The 17902-nt window shown below is 70.3% G+C and carries 13 protein-coding genes; 10 read left to right on the top strand and 3 right to left on the bottom strand.

Going from position 1 to position 17902, the window contains the following annotated elements; genetic code table 11:
- Window positions 1-13: 13 nt before the first annotated feature.
- From ADK57_RS26055 to ADK57_RS26080, 6 genes are all read left to right on the top strand, one after another.
- The gene (locus ADK57_RS26055) at window positions 14-979 is read left to right on the top strand and encodes a carbohydrate ABC transporter permease (RefSeq protein ID WP_053751999.1); all 966 of its coding nucleotides are present in this window, start codon (window positions 14-16) and stop codon (window positions 977-979) included.
- Complete coding sequence (locus ADK57_RS26060) at window positions 976-1851, top strand: carbohydrate ABC transporter permease (protein ID WP_053752000.1); 876 nt, start codon at window positions 976-978, stop codon at window positions 1849-1851. The genes ADK57_RS26055 and ADK57_RS26060 overlap by 4 nt, the downstream gene beginning before the upstream one ends.
- A gap of 12 nt (window positions 1852-1863) precedes the next feature.
- Window positions 1864-4731: a glycoside hydrolase family 2 TIM barrel-domain containing protein gene (locus tag ADK57_RS26065; RefSeq protein WP_053752001.1), complete on the top strand. Its 2868-nt coding sequence runs from the start codon at window positions 1864-1866 to the stop codon at window positions 4729-4731.
- 130 nt (window positions 4732-4861) lie between these two features.
- Window positions 4862-5857 (top strand): ABC transporter ATP-binding protein, encoded by a 996-nt coding sequence (locus ADK57_RS26070; protein WP_053752002.1) that lies wholly within the window; start codon window positions 4862-4864, stop codon window positions 5855-5857.
- Window positions 5857-6660 (top strand): ABC-2 family transporter protein, encoded by an 804-nt coding sequence (locus ADK57_RS26075; RefSeq protein ID WP_053752003.1) that lies wholly within the window; start codon window positions 5857-5859, stop codon window positions 6658-6660. The genes ADK57_RS26070 and ADK57_RS26075 overlap by 1 nt, the downstream gene beginning before the upstream one ends.
- The gene (locus tag ADK57_RS26080; protein ID WP_199830687.1) at window positions 6660-7466 is read left to right on the top strand and encodes an ABC transporter permease; all 807 of its coding nucleotides are present in this window, start codon (window positions 6660-6662) and stop codon (window positions 7464-7466) included. Before ADK57_RS26075 ends, ADK57_RS26080 begins: the two co-directional genes overlap by 1 nt.
- 140 nt (window positions 7467-7606) lie before the next feature.
- Here the strand turns inward: ADK57_RS26080 and ADK57_RS26085 are convergent, their stop codons facing one another.
- The gene (locus ADK57_RS26085) at window positions 7607-8293 is read right to left on the bottom strand and encodes a TetR/AcrR family transcriptional regulator (protein ID WP_053752004.1); all 687 of its coding nucleotides are present in this window, start codon (window positions 8291-8293) and stop codon (window positions 7607-7609) included.
- 112 nt (window positions 8294-8405) lie between these two features.
- Between ADK57_RS26085 and ADK57_RS26090 the strand changes: the two genes are divergently transcribed.
- Both ADK57_RS26090 and ADK57_RS26095 read left to right on the top strand, forming a co-directional pair.
- Entirely contained in the window at window positions 8406-9035 is a 630-nt protein-coding gene (locus ADK57_RS26090; RefSeq protein WP_053752005.1) for an NADPH-dependent FMN reductase, read from the top strand.
- A gap of 14 nt (window positions 9036-9049) precedes the next feature.
- Window positions 9050-10453, top strand: a complete 1404-nt coding sequence (locus ADK57_RS26095) for a DHA2 family efflux MFS transporter permease subunit (RefSeq protein WP_053752006.1) — start codon at window positions 9050-9052, stop codon at window positions 10451-10453.
- On the opposite strand, the gene ADK57_RS26100 is transcribed toward ADK57_RS26095, so the two are convergent.
- On the bottom strand, window positions 10427-11755 hold the full coding sequence (locus tag ADK57_RS26100) for an MFS transporter (RefSeq protein WP_053752007.1): 1329 nt from the start codon (window positions 11753-11755) through the stop codon (window positions 10427-10429). The genes ADK57_RS26095 and ADK57_RS26100 overlap by 27 nt on opposite strands.
- Window positions 11756-11848: 93 nt before the next feature.
- On the opposite strand from ADK57_RS26100, the gene ADK57_RS26105 reads away from it, so the two are divergent.
- The gene (locus ADK57_RS26105) at window positions 11849-12937 is read left to right on the top strand and encodes an endo-1,4-beta-xylanase (protein ID WP_053752008.1); all 1089 of its coding nucleotides are present in this window, start codon (window positions 11849-11851) and stop codon (window positions 12935-12937) included.
- Window positions 12938-13230: 293 nt separating this feature from the next.
- Entirely contained in the window at window positions 13231-14550 is a 1320-nt protein-coding gene (locus ADK57_RS26110; RefSeq protein ID WP_053752009.1) for a jacalin-like lectin, read from the top strand.
- A gap of 87 nt (window positions 14551-14637) precedes the next feature.
- Here the strand turns inward: ADK57_RS26110 and ADK57_RS26115 are convergent, their stop codons facing one another.
- Window positions 14638-17739, bottom strand: a complete 3102-nt coding sequence (locus ADK57_RS26115) for a tetratricopeptide repeat protein (protein ID WP_159050152.1) — start codon at window positions 17737-17739, stop codon at window positions 14638-14640.
- Between the last annotated feature and the right edge of the window lie 163 nt (window positions 17740-17902).

A 17902-nucleotide genomic window follows, 5' to 3' on the forward strand; every position in this document is an offset into this window, starting at 1 on the left:
GGCGGACCAGAACATGTCGACCACCACCAAGATCGACCTCGCGACCTCCGCCCCGGCCAAGCCTGAAAAGGCGCGGCCGCGGCGGAGTCTGCGGGCCAACGCGACCCTCAACTTCTGGCTCTTCACCGGGCCCTTCCTCATCGGCCTGGTGATCTTCGTCTTCGTGCCGATGGGCTGGAGCATCTATCTCAGCTTCTTCGAGGCACGCTTCACCGTCTCGCCGAGCGAGTTCATCGGCTTCGACAACTACCAGGCGATCCTGGACAACCCGGACTTCACCGGCGCCCTGATCACCTTCACCGTCTTCGCGGCGTTCATCGTGCCGACCACCTGGGCGCTCTCACTGGGCCTGGCGCTGCTGGTGCACCGGCTGACCTTCATGAAGGCGTTCTTCCGCTCGGTGTTCTTCATTCCGACCGCCGTCTCCTACGTCGCCGCCGCGCTGATCTGGAAGATGTCCATCTTCAACGGCGTCCGCTTCGGCCTGGCCAACACGGTCGTCGGCTGGTTCGGCGTCGACAACGTCGCCTGGCTGGCCAACCCCGACCCGCCCTGGTACTGGCTGGTCATCGTGACGCTGCGCCTATGGCTGCAGGCCGGCTTCTACATGATCCTGTTCCTGGCGGCGCTGCAGAACATCCCGGCGGAGCTGTACGAGGCCGCCGCCATCGACGGCGCCAAGCCGGGCTGGCAGACCTTCCGCCACATCACGCTGCCCCAGCTGCGGGCCACCTCGACCGCGGTGATCCTGCTGTTGCTGATCGCCGCCTACCAGGCCTTCGACGAGTTCTGGAACCTCCTCAGCAAGGCGACCTGGGGCCAGCCTCCCCTCGTGGAGCTGTACAAGACGGCCCTCGGTGAAAGCCAGGACTACGGCCAGGGCAGCGCGGGCGCCGTCATCCTGACCCTGCTCATCCTCGTGATCACCCTGTTCCAGGGGAAGATCATGGGCTTCGGAAGGGGTGAGGAGTCCAAGTGACCACCACCGCACCTGACGTCAGGAAGACCCCCGGCAAGAAGCGCGGGGGCAAGGTCATCGGCAACTCCGGTCTGTACATCGCCACCGGTATCGCCGCCCTGCTCTTCCTGATCCCCTTCTATCTGATCGTCCGCAACGCCCTGATGACGGACCCGGAGATCACGGGCGAGAACTGGAAGTGGTTCCCCACCGACATCCAGTGGGGCAACTTCAGCGAGCCGTTCAACGACGAGACCGTCGACTTCGGCCGGGCCCTGTGGAACTCGTGGGTCGTCGCCATCCTGCACACGACCGGCATCCTGCTGATCTGCTCGCTCGCCGGCTACGGCCTCGCCCGCATCCCGTACAAGCACGCCAACAAGATCTTCTACATGGTCCTCGTGACCCTGATGATCCCGACGGCCGTCACCTTCGTGCCGAGCTTCGTGCTGGTCTCGTCGCTGGGCTGGGTGGACACCTACCGCGGTCTGATCATTCCGGCCCTGTTCAGTGGTTTCACCTGCTTCCTGTTCCGGCAGTACTTCCTGGGGTTCCCCAAGGAGCTGGAGGAGGCGGCACGCGTGGACGGACTCTCGTACTGGGGGGCGTACTGGCGGGTCGTCGTGCCCAACTCGCTGAACTTCTTCGCGGCCATGGCCACGATCACGTTCATCAGCGGCTGGAACTCCTTCCTGTGGCCCCTGGTCATCGGTCAGGACCCGAGCTCCTGGACCATCCAGGTCGCACTGTCCTCGTACATGACCAACCAGACCGTCAACTACCACCTGATCTTCGCGGCCACGGCCATTTCCATCCTGCCCCTGCTGCTCGTGTTCCTCTTCCTCCAGCGCTGGCTGGTGCAGGGGATCGCGCAGACCGGCATCAAGGGCTGAGCTAGGAGACCGATGTCTTTCCGCACCACCGACTTCGACTACGTCGAGGACGTCTCACCGGGCAGCGGGGCCCTCCCGCCCCGCGCCTGGTACCCGTCCTCGGACGCCACGTCCCTGTCCCTGAACGGCAGTTGGCGCCTGCGGGTGTCGGCGACCGCCGACGCCGAGGACGACTCGTTCGCCGAGGAGGGGTACGACGCCGGGGACTGGGCCGAGGTCACGGTCCCGGGGCACTGGGTCCTGCAGGGCGACGGCTCGTTCGGGTCGCCGATCTACACGAACCATCTCTACCCCTTCCCCGTGGACCCGCCGCACGTCCCGACGGAGAACCCGACCGGCGACCACCTGCGGGTCTTCGACCTGCCCGCAGACTGGCCCGCGGACGGCGGCGTGGTGCTGCGCTTCGACGGCGTCGAGTCGTGCGCCCGGGTCTGGCTGAACGGGACGGACATCGGCGAGTTCAAGGGCTCCCGGCTGCCGCACGAGTTCGCGGTCGGCCACCTGCTGAAGCCGAGCGGCAACGTGCTCGCGGTCCGCGTCCACCAGTGGTCGGCGGGCTCGTACCTGGAGGACCAGGACCAGTGGTGGCTGCCCGGCATCTTCCGTGACGTGACGCTGCTGCACCGCCCCGCGGGCTGCGCCCTGGACTTCTTCGTGCACGCCTCCTACGACCACGTCTCCGGCGAGGGCACCCTGCGCGTCGACTCCGACGTGGACGGGCGGGTGACCGTGCCCGCACTGGACATCGATGTCGCCACCGGCGAGTCGGTGACGGTGCCGGTCCGGCCGTGGACGGCGGAGACGCCGTACCTCTACGACGGTGTGCTGGCGACCGAGGGCGAGCGGGTGCCCCTGCGCGTCGGCTTCCGTACCGTCGTGCTGGAAGACGGCCTGATCAAGGTCAACGGCAAGCCCGTCCTCTTCAAGGGCGTCAACCGCCACGAGTGGCATCCTACGATGGGTCGCGCGCTCGACCTGGAGACCATGCGCGAGGACGTGCTGCTGATGAAGCGGCACAACCTCAACGCGGTCCGCACCTCGCACTACCCGCCGCACCCGGCCTTCCTGGACCTGTGCGACGAGTACGGCCTGTGGGTCATCGACGAGTGCGACCTGGAGACCCACGGCTTCACCGAGCAGGGCTGGCGGGACAACCCCGTCGACGACGACCGCTGGACCCCGGCCCTCCTGGACCGTGCGGCCCGGATGGTCGAGCGGGACAAGAACCACCCGTCGATCGTCTTCTGGTCCCTCGGCAACGAGGCCGGCACCGGCCGCGGTCTGACCGCGATGGCCGAGTGGATCCACGGCCGCGACTCCTCCCGCCTCGTGCACTACGAGGGCGACTGGGACTGCCGGGACACGGACGTGTACTCGCGGATGTACGCCTTCCACGCCGAGGTCGAGAGCATCGGCCAGGGCCTGGACGGGGGCACGCACAAGCGCCGCGAACTGCCCTTCATCCAGTGCGAGTACGGGCACGCCATGGGCAACGGCCCCGGTGGCATCGCCGACTACCAGCGGCTGTTCGAGAAGTACGAGCGGCTGCAGGGCGGCTTCATCTGGGAGTGGATCGACCACGGCATCAAGCACCCGGAGCTGGGCTACGCCTACGGCGGTGACTTCGGCGAGGAACTGCACGACGGCAACTTCGTCTGCGACGGGCTGGTCTTCCCCGACCGGCGGCCCTCCCCCGGGCTCATCGAGTACAAGAAGGTCATCGAGCCGGTCCTCATCGAGGGCGACGGCTCCGACGGCACCGTGCGCGTGACCAATCGGCACGACTTCGCGGACCTGTCCGCGCTGGCCTTCGAGTGGTCGTACCAGGTGGACGGCGAGACGGTCGAGGCGGGCACGCTGTCGGTGCCGGAGCTGGCGGCCGGCGAGTCCGCCGACGTGAAACTGCCCGAGCCGCCCTCGGACGCCCGCGGTGCGGAGACCCGGTGGACTGTACTGGCGCTGCTCGCGGCCGACACCGCGTGGGCGCCGAAGGACCACGTCGTCGCCTGGGGTCAGTTCCCGGCCGCGCCCCGGTCGCTGCCGTCCGTCGCGCCCACCGACCGCCCGGTGCTCGGCGAGAAGCTGATCACCCTCGGCCCGGCGTCCTTCGACGCCCGCACGGGTGCGCTGAAGACGATCGGCGGCGTGGCCGTCGAAAGCCCGCGCCTGGACGTGTGGCGGGCGCCCACCGACAACGACGACGGCGCGGAGTGGCAGACCGACACCCGTTACGGGGTGCTGTGGCGCACGCTGGGCCTGCACCGTATGCAACACCGCCTGGACTCCGTGGAGATGGGCGAGGACGCACTGACGGTACGGACCCGGGTGGCGCCCGCCGCCCGCGAGGTGGGCCTGAGCACGGTGTACCGCTGGACCTCGGACGGCAGCCGGCTGCGGCTGACCGTGTCCGTGGCTCCCGAGGGCGAGTGGACGCTGCCGCTGCCCCGGCTGGGCATCCGGCTCGGACTCCCCGAGGCGGACCAGGTGAGGTGGTTCGGCGGCGGTCCCGGCGAGGCGTACCCCGACACCAAGTCGGCGTCGATGGTCGGCCGTTGGCAGTCGACTGTGGACGATCTGCAGACTCCGTACGTCCGTCCGCAGGAGAACGGCGCCCGTGCCGACGTCCGCTGGGCGGAGCTCGGCGGCCTCAGGATCGAGGGCGACCCGGAGTTCTGGTTCAGCGCGCGCCGCTGGACGACCGAGCAGCTGGACGCGGCCTCCCATCTCACCGACCTCACGGCCGGCGACACGGTGTGGGTCAACCTCGACCACGGTCTGCACGGCGTCGGTTCGCAGTCGTGCGGTCCGGGTCCGCTGCCGCAGTACGTCCTGCGGGCCGAGCCGACGGAGTTCTCGTTCGTGTTCTCGGTGATCGATTAGTCCAACTCACTGATCGATTAATCCATTGCACGATTGATCGACATTCTGCGACCGTCGTGAGGTGCCCGCGGCCGGTCGGCCCCTCCAGCCGACCGGCCGCACTCGCGTTCGGAGCAAGGGAGTTGCCAGTGTGAGCGGAAACATCGAGGTCCGCGGTCTGTCCCGCACCTTCCACACCACCGTCCGCCGCCCGGGCTTCACGGGCGCGGTCCGCTCCCTGGTCAACCCGGAGCGAGTCGCCAAGCACGCCGTCGCCGACATCACCTTCGACGTCGGCGCGGGCGAACTCCTCGCCCTGCTCGGCCCGAACGGCGCGGGCAAGTCCACCACCATCAAGATCCTCACCGGCATCCTCACGCCCACCTCCGGCGAGGCCCGGGTCGCCGGCGTGGTGCCGTACGAGGAGCGCGAGCGCAACGCCCGCAACATCGGTGCGGTGTTCGGGCAGCGCACCCAGCTGTGGTGGGACCTGCCGGTGCGCGAGTCCTTCGCGATCCTCAGAGACATCTACGAGGTGCCGAAGGCCGAACACGCCGCCCGTCTCAAGGAGTTCGACGACCTGCTCGACCTGTCGTCCTTCTGGGACACCCGGGTGCGCCATCTCTCCCTCGGCCAGCGCGTCCGCAGCGACCTCGCCGCCGCCCTGCTGCACGACCCGCAGGTCGTCTTCCTCGACGAGCCGACCATCGGCATGGACGTGGTGGTCAAGGAACAGGTGCGGGAGTTCCTGCGGCACCAGGTCGAACAGCGCGGCCGTACTGTCCTGCTGACCACGCACGACATGACGGAGGTCGAGCGGCTCGCCGAACGGGTCGTCCTGATCAACCACGGCCGGCTCGTCCTGGACGGCAGCCTCGACGAGATCCGCCGCAAGTTCGGCTCGACATGGCAGGTGCGGGCGACCCTCGCCGATGCGCACGCCGAGGTCGTGGCGCTGCCGGGGATCGCGGTGCTGCGGCACGACGGGCCACAGGTGGTGTTCGGACCCGACGGACCCGACGCCCCCACGGTGCACCAGGCGTTGAAGGCGGTCATCGAGCACTACGAGGTGACCGGCATCGCCATCGACGAGGCGGATCTCGAGGACGTGATGCGGGCCGCCTACGTCCATGCCGAGGCGGCGTGATGGCCGTACTCCACGCCTGGCGCACCGCCCGCGTCACGCCGCTCGGCGAGCTGCACACCCCGCCCCGCATGACCGCCGTACTGCTCCGGCTGACCGTGCAGGTGGTGCTGGTGGCGTCCCTGTGGCACGGCCTGTACGCCCACACCGGCACCACCGCCGGACTCGACCGCGACCAGGCGGTGACGTACGCCGTCCTGGCCGTACTCGCCTCCCGGCTAAGGGAGTTGGACCAGTACGCGGGCCGGGACACCGTGCTGCAGCACATGCACTTCGGCACGATCGTCTACTGGTACCTGCGCCCGCTGCCGCCCCAGCGCTACCACGCCCTGCGCGCCCTCGGCGAGCAGTTGTACGGCTTCGCGTGGGCGCTCGGCGGATACGCGGTCTGCCTCGCGGCCGGGGTGGTCGAGCCGCCCCGGTCGGCCGCAGTGGCAGGGGTGTTCGCACTCAGCCTGCTGCTCGGCCAGTTGGTCCTGTACCACGTGATGCTCGTGCTGGACCAGCTGTGCTTCTGGACGGTCCGCAACAACGCGGCGATGCTGATCCTGATCTTCGCGCAGAACCTGTTGTCCGGGGTGTACGCGCCGCTGTGGTTCTTCCCCGACTGGTTCGTGACGATGAGCGGCTTCCTGCCCTTCCAGGCGACGCTGAGCGTGCCCCTGTCCCTCTACATCGGCCGTATCCCGCTGTCGGACGCGGCCGGCCAGTTGGCGATCCAGGCCGCCTGGGTCGTGCTGCTCTCCCTGTTCACCCGCTTCCTGTGGCGGCGGGCCGCCCTTCGTGTCATGTCCCAAGGAGGTTGATGCCTGTGAACGCCGTCCGGATCGCGTGGCGCGTCACGCTTCTCAACTTCCGTGCCCAGCTGGAGTACCGCACCGAGTTCCTGCTGATGATCGCGATCGGTGCGATCTGGCAGGTGTCGGTGATCGTCTTCGCGACGGTCCTGCTCACCCGGTTCACCGGGATGGGCGGCTGGGACAGCTCGGAGGTGCTGCTGATCCCGGCGACGCGGATGCTGGCGCACGGGTTGTTCGTGCTGGTGCTGGGGCGGGTGCACCTCATCGGCCGGCAGATCCAGGAAGGGAGGATCGACGTCTATCTGGTGCGCCCCATGCCGGTGCACCGGCAGGTCCAGCTCGCCTTCTTCCCCACCAATGCGATCGGTGACCTGACCGTCGCCGCGGGCCTGATGGCGGGCGCGCTCAGCCGCAGCGACCTGGACTGGACCGCCGGCCGGATCTCGTACCTGATCGCCGCGATCCTCGGCGGCATGCTCCTGGAGGCCGCCCTGTTCACGGCGGTGGCCTCCGCCTCCCTCCGCTTCCCGGCCGCCGACTACTGGGGCCGCTGGCTGGAGGAACTCCTCGGCACCTTCGGCAGCTACCCGCTGAACGTACTGCCCAAGGCGGTGGGCGGATTCCTGACATTCGGCCTTCCGCTCGCGTTCGTGGCGTACTTCCCGGCCGCCGTCCTCACCGGGCACGGCCACGACACCGGCGTCCCGTACTGGCTGGCGGCGGCCTCACCGCTGCTCGGCGTGGTGGCGTACCTGGGGGCGCGGCTGCTGTGGCGGTGGAGCCTGCGGCACTACTCGGGCGTGAACGGATGACCACCGCGACATCCTCCGGCTGACGTCCCGCCTCGCGGTGAGCCTCGTGTTCGTCGTGCCCTGGACCCCTTCACGTGGCCGGCCGGCCGGTCAGCCCGCCGGGGTGACGGGACAGGGCTCGACCGCCGCCCCCGACCGGATCACGCAGTCCTGTACGCCCGCAGGAACGCCGCCACACCCCCCGTGATCAGCCGCTCCGTCCTCTCCTTGGACAGCGGGCGGACTCCGTAGTGGGAGAGCTGCACGATCTGGTGGGAGGTCAGGGCCGAGAAGTGGGCGCCGGTCAGGGCCGCGTCCCCGTGCACGTCGATCAGACCGGCCGCGGCGAGGCCCGCCATCGCGTCGGCGAGCCCGCGGCCGACGGGCCCCGGCCCTGCCTCCTGCCACGTCTGGAGGACCTCGGGCGGCACGTGGTCGGCCTCGGCGTGGATGTGCCGGACGAGCGCGAAGTGGTCCGGGAACTCGGTCATGACGCCGACGAAGGCCCGGGCGAGGGCGACGAGATCGCGCTCCAGGTCCTCGGGCCGTGGTGGGCGCTCGGGATCCAGCAGGGCATGGAGACGGCCGAGTTGGGCGTCCTTGACCTCGCTCGACGTCCAGCTGACGACCGTACGGAAGAGGTCGGCCTTGCCGCCCGGGAAGTGGTTGTAGAGCGTGCGCGTGGACACGCCGGCCGCGGCCGCCAGCGCGTCGACCGAGGCGCGCGTGTAGCCCTCGCGGCCGAAGACCGTGCAGGCGGCGCCCGCCATCGCGAGCTGCTTCTCCAGCCTGCGGGGCGGTACCTCTCGCCGGGACTTGTCCATCCAGGCGTCGTTGCTGATGCCCACACTCGCCTCCTCATCGAATTACAACGAGCGTTGTAATTTTTACAACGACCGTTGTAGCTTACCGGAGGGGGACCGCATCGGTCCGTCGCCCCGTTCATGAGGAGATACCACCATGTCTGTCACCGAAGCCGTGCCCGCCCCGAGCGCTCGTGAGGACGCTCCGCTGCGCGTCGCCGTCGTCGTCGGCAGCGTCCGCGAGGGGCGGGCGGGACGTGCCGTCACCGACTGGTTCGTCGGCGCCGCGAAGGGATCGGACGGTCTGGAACTAGACGTCGTCGACCTCGTCGACGTCGAACTGCCGCTGGCGATGCCGGGTTGGGGCCGCACGCCGAGCCCCGAGGCCGCCGCCGCACTGGCCGACGTCACACCACGGCTGGCCGCCGCGGACGCCTTCGTCGTCGTCACCCCCGAGTACAACCACAGCTTCCCCGCGGCCCTGAAGAACTTCATCGACTGGCACCGCGGCCAGTGGCACGCCAAGCCCGTCGGCTTCGTCTCCTACGGCGGTCTCTCCGGCGGCCTGCGCGCTGTCGAGCAACTCCGGCTGGTCTTCGCCGAGTTGCACGCCATGACGGTCCGCGACTCCGTCAGCCTGCACGGCCCGTGGTCCGGCCTCACCGAGGACGGCACCCCGCGCGACAGCACCGTGTGCGAGAGCGCCGCGAAGGGCATGCTCGGCCAACTGTCCTGGTGGGGGCGGGCGTTGCGGTCGGCCCGCGCGACCCGGCCGTACGAGGGCTGAGAGGGGTACGGGGGATGTCCACGACACCGGCCCTCGAAGCGCCGCCGGCGGACTCCCGGGCCGCCGCGAAGGCCCTCCATCGCACCCTCGCCGTCGTCATCATCGGCTCGGTGATGTCGGTGCTCGACATGACGATCGTGAACGTGGCGCTGCGCAGCCTCTCCGAGGCGTTCCACGCCCCGCTGGAGACGATCCAGTGGACCGCCACGGCGTACACGCTCGCACTCGCCGCCGTCATCCCGACCGCGGCCTGGGCGATGGGCCGGTTCGGCGCCAAGCGCACCTACCTGACCGCCCTCGTGCTGTTCACCCTCGGCTCGCTGCTCGCGGCGTTCGCCTGGGACGCGCCGAGCCTGATCGCGTTCCGTGCCGTTCAGGGTCTGGGCGGCGGGCTGCTGATGCCCGTCGGCATGGCGATGGTGATGCGCATCGCCGACCGGGAACGGCTCGGACGGTCGATGGCCTTGCTGGGACTGCCGATCCTGGTCGGCCCGGCGGCCGGGCCGGTGCTCGGCGGCCGGCTGCTCGACTCCGCGTCCTGGCACTGGATCTTCCTGGTCAATCTGCCGGTCGGTGCGGTGGCACTGGTGCTCGCGGCGAGGTTGCTGCGACCCGACGAGCCCCAGGCGGGGCCGCCCGCGCTGGACGTCCTGGGCCTGCTGATGCTCTCGCCGGGCCTCGCCCTGCTGCTGTTCGGGCTGGCGCGGGGCGGGGAACGGGGCGACTTCGCCTCGTACGGCGCACTGGTGCCGACCCTCGCAGGTGTCGCCCTCGTCGCCGCCTTCGTACGGCGTGCGCTGACCGCCCGCGAGCCGCTGCTCGACCTCCGGCTGCTGGGCGACCGCACGTTCGCCGTCGGCATCGGCACGCTCGCGCTGTTCACCTGCGGCTACTTCGGGTCGATGCTGCTCACCCCGGTGTACTGGCAGCAGGTCCGGGACACGAGCGCGACGACGGCCGGACTGCTGGGCGCGCCGATCGGGCTCACCGTCGGCATCACGATGCAGGTCGCCGCGCGCCGCATCGACAAGGTGTCGCCGCGACGGCTGATCCCGGCCGGGATCGCGATCGGGGCGCTCGGCATGGCGTTGACGGCGGTCCAGATCGGCACGGACGACGTGGCCCCGTGGCGGCTCGTCGGTGCCGGGATGGTGATGGGCGTCGGCTCCGGCATGGTCCTGATGCCGACGATGACGACCGCGAGCCGGGACCTGCCGATGGACCGGATGGCCGCGGCGAGCACCGCGCTGAGCATCAACGCGCAGGTGTGGGCGTCGGTCGGTACCGCCCTGATCTCCGTGGTCCTGGGCTCGGCGGGCGCCGATCCCGCCGGCTTCCGGATCGCGTACGCGGTGGCGGCGGGGCTGCTCGCCCTGGCGCTGCTGCCGGCGTCACTGCTGCCCGGGCGAAGGGCCTGACGGGGCCGGCGATCCCGCTCCTGTGGACCGTCGTATCGGCGTGAACAGCGCGACCACCGCGATGAGCACACAGCACGCGCCGGCGACCAGGCCGACGGGTGCGGTGCCCCGCCGGTCCGCGGCCCAGGTCAGGACGGCCGCCCCGATCGGGGCGGCGGCGTACTGGAGGGTCCAGAACGCGGAGGTGACACGGCCCAGCAGTGGTTCCGGTGTGACCTCCTGCCGCAGTGACATGGAGCAGGTGCCCGCGATGCCGCCGCAGGCGAGGAACGCCGCGCTCAGCGCCGCGACGACGGACACGTCCCGCGCCCAGCCCAGCCCGGCGAACGCGAGCCCGCACACCGCCACCGCTCCCGTCCAGGTCGGACCGAAGCCGAGCCTCCGGCGGATCCGGGCCACCAGCAGGGCGCCGGTGATCGTGCCGAGGGCGCCGACGGCCATGACGGTGCCGACCGTGCCGTCGTCGTGGCCGAGGTCGTGCTTGACGTGGTAGATGACCAGGTCGGTCATGCCGAGGGTGAGGAAACTGAAGACGAACAGCAGGGCGGTCAGGGAGCGCAGCACCGGGTGGCCGTACAGGAAGGAGACCCCGGTCCGCAGGTCCTGCCACAGGCTCCTCTTCTCGGCCGGGCCGCCGTCGCCCCCGGAGCGCGGGGCGAACCGTACGAAGAGCATGCAGGCGGCCGACACCCCGAAGCTGGCCGCGTCCACGCCCACCGCGGCGGCCGGGCCGGTCCACGCGGCCACCAGGCCCGCACACAGCGGGCCGAGTACGCCCGCCGCGGCGGCGGTCGCGTTCAGCCGGCCGTTGGCCTCGGTGAGCTGTTCGGTGCCGACCAGGCTGCGGACGACGGTGACGTAACCGACGGCGAACAGCATGCCGACGGCCTCGCACAGCGGCAGGACGGCGTACAGCAGCCAGACCTGCGGGCCGAGCAGCCACACCAGGGGGATCACGCCGTACAGCACCATGCGCACCAGGTCGCAGGCGATGAGCAGCCGGCGGCGGTCGACCCGGTCCACCAGGGCCCCGGCGAAGACGGCCGCCAGCACCGAGGCGGCTGCGCCGACCGCCGTGAGCAGGCCCATCCGGGCGAGGGAGCCGGTGGCCTGGAGGACCAGCAGGGGCAGGGCGATCAGGGCGAAGGAGTCGCCGAGGACCGAGAGGGTCTGCGCGACCCAGAAGATCCCGAAGTCCCGTTGCCGCCACAGCGGTCGGCTGTCGGAGGACCGCTGCCCGGTGTGTCGTACGCGTGGAGTCGAGCTGCCCGATTCCTCCTCGCGCTGCGCCTCGTGCGCCAAGCGACCCCTCCCCCTCGTCCCGGTCCGCGGCAACCTTACGGCGCCCTGCGGCGACCAGCACACGAATATGTGGCCCCCTCCGGAGGAGCAGCCGTGCCCCACACCTCCCGTCCCCGCCCCCACCGCCGCCGCCGTGTCCTGCGCCCGCTTCCGCTCGCCGTCGCGGGCGCCCTGATCGCCACCGTGGCCGTCACGCTCCCCCAGCTCACCCCGGACGCCTCCGCCGCGACGACCCTGCGCGGATTCGCCGACGCGCGCGGCGTGCGGGTCGGCGCGGCGGTCGGTGACACCCCGCTCACCTCGGACTCCTCGTACACCACCGTCCTGGACCGGGAGTTCAACTCGGTGACGGCGGAGAACGCCATGAAGTGGGACGCGCTGGAGCCGAGCCGGGGCAGCTACAACTGGGCGGCGGCGGACCGGCTGGTCAACCATGCCGCCTCGCACGACCAGGGCGTACGCGGTCACACGCTCGTCTGGTACTCCCAGCTGCCGTCCTGGCTGAAGAACGGCAACTTCTCCGCGTCCCAGCTGAACACGATCCTCAAGAACCACATCGACACGACGGTCGGCCGCTACAAGGGCCGGATCTACGCCTGGGACGTCATCAACGAGACGTTCGACGAGGACGGCTCGATGCGCAGTTCGCTGTGGCAGGACAAGCTCGGCACCGGCTACATCGCGAACGCCCTGCGCTGGGCGCACGCCGCGGACCCGGCTGCCAAGCTGTACATCAACGACTACAACATCGAGGCGGACAACGCGAAGAGCGACGCCCTGTACGCCCTCGCCAAACAACTCCTCGCGCAGGGCGTGCCGTTGCACGGCATCGGCTTCCAGTCGCACTTCGTGGTGGGCCAGGTCCCGTCCTCCATGAAGGCCAACCTCAAACGCTTCTCCGACCTCGGCCTGGAGGTCTCCGTCACCGAACTCGACATCCGCATCCCCCTCCCCGCCTCCACAGCCGAACTCGCCCAGCAGTCCACCGACTACAAGACGGCGAGCGAGAACTGCCTGGGCGTCCCGCGCTGCGCCGGGGTGACGGTGTGGGGCCTGACCGACAAGTACTCGTGGGTGCCGGGAACGTTCAGCGGATACGGGGCGGCGCTGCCGTACAACGAGAGCTATGCGGCGAAGCCGGCGTACACGGGGCTGTCGAACGGGTTGAATCCCAACGCGTGACCGTGGCCGGGTGACCGTTGCGGGGTGGGCACGGCGGGCGTGGGAGCTGTGATGCGGGGGCTCAGCGGAAGGCGGCGGCGTTCTCCACCGGACGCGGGCGCAGTTGCCTGATACGGGATGTGGGATACGAGATACGGGGTGCGAGATACGGCATACGGCTGACCCGAACTGTGGCGGGTTCGTCCTTCACTGTTTCCCCAACTGCCCTTGCCGGTCACACTGGTTGCCGGTGAACCTGAGCAGCGTTCACCTTCCGTCCCCGCTTCCTCCTCCCCCGGAGAGACACCCCCACCATGAGACGACTCATCGGCACGCTCGCGGCCGCAGCCCTGGCCGTGACCGGCCTCGCCGCTACCGGCACGATGCCCGCGGCAGCGGCCACCACCGGCTCGTTCAACGTCCTGACGTACAACGTCGCAGGCCTCCCTGAGGGCCTGAGCTCCGGCAACCCGGAGACGAACACCCCGCTGATCTCCCCGCGCCTGGCGTCGTACGACATCGTGAACGTCCAGGAGGACTTCAACTATCACGCCGCCCTGTACGCGGGTGACAACCACCCGTACCGCACCGCGACCAGCGGCGGCGCCGGCCTGGGCGACGGTCTCAACACCCTCTCCGACGTCCCCTTCGAGGACTTCGAGCGGGTGAAGTGGAACAACTGCACCGGCACCAACTGCCTTACCCCGAAGGGCTTCACGCTCGCCCGGGTACGGCTCGCCGAGGGCGTCTTCGTGGACCTCTACAACGTCCACACCAACGCCGACGACACGAACGAGGCGCACGCCGCACGCCGCGCCAATGTCGAGCAGCTCTCCGACTTCATCCAGGCGAACTCCGCGGGCAACGCGGTGATCGTGATGGGTGACACGAACACGCGGTACACGCGCACGGGCGACAACATCCGCACGCTGGCCGAGGAGAACGGCCTGACGGATCCGTGGGTGAAGCTGGTGAAGGGCGGCACGCCGCCGCCGCTGGGCGCGGACGCGCTGCTGTGCCCGACGACGGCCCCGACCAACGACTGCGAGGTGGTGGACAAGGTCTTCTACCGTGGCAGCAAGCTGCTGACCCTGGACGCCACCCGCTACAACAACGAGTGGGCGTCCTTCCTGGACTCCGCGGGCGCCAACCTCTCCGACCACTTCCCGCACACGGTCGACTTCTCCTACACCCTCAACTCCTCCCTGAAGGCGAGCGACTTCTTCGGCGGCCCGCACGGCACGGCGTTCAACGACGCGGACGACCTGCCCGCGACACCGTCCCCCCGCACGCTCACGCTGCGCGGCGGCTCCCGCCTGGACGCGGTGTCCCTCACCCACGACGGCGGTACGACGCTCCCCCACGGCGGTACGGGCGGCACGGCCACCTCGCTGACTCTCGCCTCCGGCGAGCACCTCACGTCCGTCAAGCTGACGCAGGGTCAGAAGGACGGCCGTACCCGGCTCTTCTCGGCGTCCTTCACGACGGACAAGGGCCGCACCCTGTCCTCCGGTACGGCGACCACGGACACGAAATCCTTCACGGCCCCGTCCGGCTGGCAGATCGTCGGCTTCACGGGCCGGGCGGGCGACGAGATCGACAAGCTGGGGGTGCTGTACGCGCCGATCGGCTGAGTCCGCCCCACCCGCTGCCGGACGCCGGGCCCCAACGCGTCATCGCCGCCTCGCAGCCGAGGACCGGCGGTGTGACCCGACCGCAGTTCAGTCGCCGTTGCCGTCGAATGCCGCAAGGCGGGCGCGCGCGTTGCCCGCGTGCGGCTCCCTGCCCTGCTCGACCACGCGTTTCCACACCTTCCGTGCCTCCTCGGTGCGGCCGCCGCGCACCAGTACGTCTCCGAGCATCACCCCGGCCTCGGGGGCCGCGTCCGGGTGGCCCATCTCCACGAGCTGCCTGAGCAGCAGCTGGGCCTTGTCGCTCTCACCGTTGTCCCGGAAGACCCGCGCGAGCAGCACTCCCGCCTCGGGTGAGTGGTCGGGGTGCCCCGCGTCCAGCGCGGTCTGCAGGTGCCAGCGCGCCGCGTCCGGGCGTCCGGTGCGGATGCAGAGACGTCCCAGCAGCACATGGGCGTGGATGGAATGCTTGGCGTGTCCGAACTCGATCGCCTTGCGGTACAGGGCTGCGGCCCCGTCCTCGTCCGCGTCGCATTCCTGGAGCATCCCGAGCAGGAGTGGTCCTCGCACCGCCGACTCCGGATCGCCGGAGTCGACCGCCTTGTCGATCAGACGCTTGGGTTCGTTGCGCAGTCCCCGGCCGATCAGGCGGCCGGCCAGGGCGAGGGCGGCCTGCGGCATGAACTCCGGATCCTCGGACTCGATGGCGATCCGGTACCAGGCGTCGACGGCTTCCTCGTCCGCGCCGCCGTCGGCCCCCAGCAAGGCCAGGTTCAACGCCGCCTGCGCCCGGACCGGCGCGTCCTGCGTCTCCAGCGCCCGGCGGAAGGCCGTAGCCGCGGCCTCGGTGTTCTCCACCCGCAGCTCCAGCAGACCGAGGTTGAGCGCGGCCCATTGCGCCGGACCAGGCACACCGGTCTGCGCAGCCCTCGACCAGGCCCGATGTGCCCCCGCCCAGTCCTCCGTCCTGTGCAGGATCATCCCGAGTTCGAACAGCGCCTCGGCCACCCGCTCGGGCACGCCGCACTCCGCGACGGCCTCGTAGGCCTCACACGCCTCGTCGATCCGGTCCTCCGCCGTCAGGATCCCGGCCGCACCGTACAGCGCCCGGGCACGTACGTCCGGGTCCTCGCAGTCCGCGGCAGAGGTGAAAGCGGCCAGCGCCCCCGCCGGGTCTCCCAGCTCCTCCAGGAGCTCGGCCCGTTCCAGAAGGTCCTCCGCATCCGACTCCGCACCGGGTCCGCTGCCACCGACCTCCGTCAACTCCGCCATCCGTGCGCGCAGTTCGGAGACCGAATCCTCCAACGTCGCCATCACGTGCGGGTTGTCCCACTCCGCGGCCCGCTCGTACGCCGCCAAGGCACCCTGCGGATCGCCGTGGTACTCGCGCAGCGTCGCCACCAGGACCCACGACCTCGGGGCGATCTCGGGGTCTCCGCTCGCGGCGGCCTGCCGGAAGAAGGACTCGGTCTCCTCCGTGAAGTCGTGTTGCTTCACCCGCATCAGGCCCATCTGGTGCAGGGCCATCGGCGCGTGGTACTCGTCCCCGGTCGCCGCCGCCAGACGCCAGGCTTCCTCGGCCCCCGCGGTGTCGCCTTCCTTCCTCAGCACGTCTCCGAGCCGGAGAGCGGCCTCCGCGGCCACGGCGACGGGATCCCCCATCTCGATGACGCCCCGGAACGCGTCCTTGGCGGCCGTGTCGAAGCCGAGCAGGTGCCTCGTCTGCCCGAGCGCCAGCAGCACATACGGCCGACACGGCTCGTACTCCGCAGCCCTGGTGAAAGCCTCGGCCGCGTACACCAGGGCCTTCCTGCCCATCGCCTCGTAGCCGATTCCCGCACACTCCTCGGGGGTCGCCAAGTCGATCACCTCGGTCCACGCAAAGCCCGGCACGGGCCCGGAGTCGGCCTCGGTGACCAGTTCCCGCGCCGGCTCCCACCGTGGCTCACCGGATCCGTGCGCCCAGGGCTGGAGCAGCGCCCGGCCTCTGGCGACCGGGGCCTGGGCCCAGCTCAGCCCCTGCTCGAACTGGGCGTCGGTGGCCGGAGGAGCACCCAGCGAGGTCAGGTACGACGGCAGCAGCCGGAGCAACTCGTCGCGCGTCAAACCCCGTACCAGGCCCGCCCGATGACAGTCGATCGCTGCCCGCACGACGCAGACGCCGACCTGGTTGGCCGCCCCCGCGGTGTTGAGCCGAAGCAGCATCTCCAGTGCCTGCGGGACGTCCGCCGCCTCGGCGAAACTCCTTGGCACGGCAGCGTCCTCGAAGTGCCAGACGGCCTGTGCCCGTTCGGCATCGCCGAGTTCCAGCGGCAGATGGACGAGGCACGCACCGTGCAGCGCGGCCCGGGAGACCGCCCCCGCGCCCGATGCGGTCTCCTCGCGGATCTCCCGGAACCGGCGCGCTTGGATGGTCCCGGCGGTCACCGCCCAGCCGGAGAGCCACTCCCGCAGCTCCGGCGTCAGGTGTTCGAGGTCGGCGGCCGTCAGGTCGTCCAGCCAGACCACGACCGGCCGTCCGAGCCGGTCGAGCGAATCGGCCAGGGAGCGCAGTTCGGACACCGCGGCGGTGTCACGCGGAATCAGAATCGGCGTCTCGGCGGGAAATTGCGCGCGCAGTGCCTCGACGGCGGATCGGGTCTTGCCCGCGCCTTCCTCTCCGTAGGCGATGACATACGGGTACGGCGGACCTTCGAGGGACAGCAGGCTGCGCATCTCCACGTCGAAGTCGGCCCGGGCAATGTATCCGGCGTCCGCACCGGGCAGCGGCCGGGACACCCCCAGGTCGCTGTCGGCGAGTTCGCCGAGAGTGGGCGGGCGGTTGTCCGGTGCCATGTGCAGCAGACGGACGAGTTCGTCGGGCGACCGCTGAGCCGGCGCGCCGTTCAGGGCCCGGACCAGATCCTCGTGGCGTCGGCGCCAGGCGTCCGGGGACACCTGGTCCTCGGGGAGCGTGATGCCGTTGGCCTGCGCGTGCTCCCGGCAGGCGCCGACGAAGTCGCGTACGAGTTCCCACCGAGGAGCCCGGCGGATCTTCCCCGCGAGCAGCGGACTGAGGGTGCCCCCGGCGAGACGTCCGGGCGCTCGCCGCGCCAAGTCGGCGTACGAGGGTTCACCGGAGACGATCCTCAGTTCACGCAGGCTGCCGCAGAAGCGCAACAGCGGTTCGAAAGTGGCCTGTGGGGCTGCCATGGTTCTCCTCTGCACGCCGGTGCCGAACTGCGTCATCAGCGTATCCAGCAGGGCCCGTTCGGAGATCCCGTCAGCCCTTCGGGGTCCTTCGGAGTCGTTCGCCGTTGCCGCGGGCCCTGCTGCCTGGCCGCAAGCTGGCAGCACAGACCCCGAGGTGCAAAGG

Source organism: Streptomyces sp. MMG1533, assembly GCF_001279775.1.
Taxonomy (GTDB): Bacteria; Actinomycetota; Actinomycetes; order Streptomycetales; family Streptomycetaceae; genus Streptomyces.